We start from the raw sequence: 1,105 nt of genomic DNA on the forward strand, positions 1-1,105 counted from the left end.
ATGTTTGACTTGCTCATTTGCTTTTTTGATAGTGTGTGCTCACTTAAAATTTAACGTTGGCGCTTTGTTTTGTTCAGTTTTCAAAGAGCAATTTGACTTCTTCGTAAAGAATCAACTTTCATATCATATCAAAGCCGAAAGGGCTTGTCAAGTTTTTTTTGGTGGAGCCTAGCGGGATCGAACCGCTGACCTCCTGCGTGCAAGGCAGGCGCTCTCCCAGCTGAGCTAAGGCCCCAAAAAAATCATGGTCGGGAAGACAGGATTCGAACCTGCGACCCCTTGGTCCCAAACCAAGTGCTCTACCAAGCTGAGCTACTTCCCGATAAAAATATGGTGCGCCCGGCGGGAGTCGAACCTACAACCTTCTGATTCGTAGTCAGATGCTCTATCCAATTGAGCTACGGGCGCATATTAAGATGAAGATGGTGCCGAGGACCGGAATCGAACCGGTACGGTAGTCACCTACCGCAGGATTTTAAGTCCTGTGCGTCTGCCAGTTCCGCCACCCCGGCATAAATAAATAGTGGAGCGGAAGACGGGATTCGAACCCGCGACCCCAACCTTGGCAAGGTTGTATTCTACCACTGAACTACTTCCGCGAACATGCGGGTGAAGGGACTTGAACCCCCACGCCTTGCGGCGCCAGATCCTAAGTCTGGTGCGTCTGCCAATTCCGCCACACCCGCATAATAAAATGGTGAGCCATGAAGGATTCGAACCTTCGACCCTCTGATTAAAAGTCAGATGCTCTACCAACTGAGCTAATGGCTCATATAAACTATTTATATATGCTATATCAAGCTTGTATGAAAATGGTGCCGGCAAGAGGACTTGAACCCCCAACCTACTGATTACAAGTCAGTTGCTCTACCAGTTGAGCTACACCGGCAAGTGTAAAAATGGTGGAGGATGACGGGATCGAACCGCCGACCCTCTGCTTGTAAGGCAGATGCTCTCCCAGCTGAGCTAATCCTCCATATATAACTGCTTGGCGGCGTCCTACTCTCACAGGGGGAAACCCCCAACTACCATCGGCGCTGAAGAGCTTAACTGCCGTGTTCGGAATGGGAACGGGTGTGACCTCTTCGCTATCGCCACCAAACAT

At 49.9% G+C, this 1,105-nt stretch carries 9 tRNA genes and 1 rRNA gene; all 10 read right to left on the minus strand.

Annotated features, from left to right (window positions below):
* Window positions 1-159 precede the first annotated feature (159 nt).
* Window positions 160-235 (minus strand) — tRNA-Ala (locus BW986_RS29140).
* Window positions 236-245: 10 nt separating this feature from the next.
* Window positions 246-322 (minus strand) — tRNA-Pro (locus BW986_RS29145).
* Window positions 323-331: 9 nt separating this feature from the next.
* Window positions 332-408, minus strand: a tRNA-Arg gene (locus BW986_RS29150).
* Window positions 409-423: 15 nt separating this feature from the next.
* Window positions 424-512 (minus strand) — tRNA-Leu (locus tag BW986_RS29155).
* A gap of 12 nt (window positions 513-524) precedes the next feature.
* Window positions 525-599, minus strand: a tRNA-Gly gene (locus BW986_RS29160).
* Between the two features lie 5 nt (window positions 600-604).
* Window positions 605-686, minus strand: a tRNA-Leu gene (locus tag BW986_RS29165).
* 9 nt (window positions 687-695) lie between these two features.
* Window positions 696-771 (minus strand) — tRNA-Lys (locus BW986_RS29170).
* A gap of 42 nt (window positions 772-813) precedes the next feature.
* Window positions 814-889: transfer RNA gene (locus tag BW986_RS29175), tRNA-Thr, on the minus strand.
* Between the two features lie 11 nt (window positions 890-900).
* Window positions 901-976, minus strand: a tRNA-Val gene (locus tag BW986_RS29180).
* Window positions 977-986: 10 nt separating this feature from the next.
* Window positions 987-1,102, minus strand: a 5S ribosomal RNA gene (rrf, locus tag BW986_RS29185).
* Window positions 1,103-1,105: the final 3 nt, after the last annotated feature.

This window comes from Peribacillus simplex (assembly GCF_900156045.1).
GTDB classification, from domain to species: domain Bacteria; phylum Bacillota; class Bacilli; order Bacillales; family DSM-1321; genus Peribacillus; species Peribacillus simplex_D.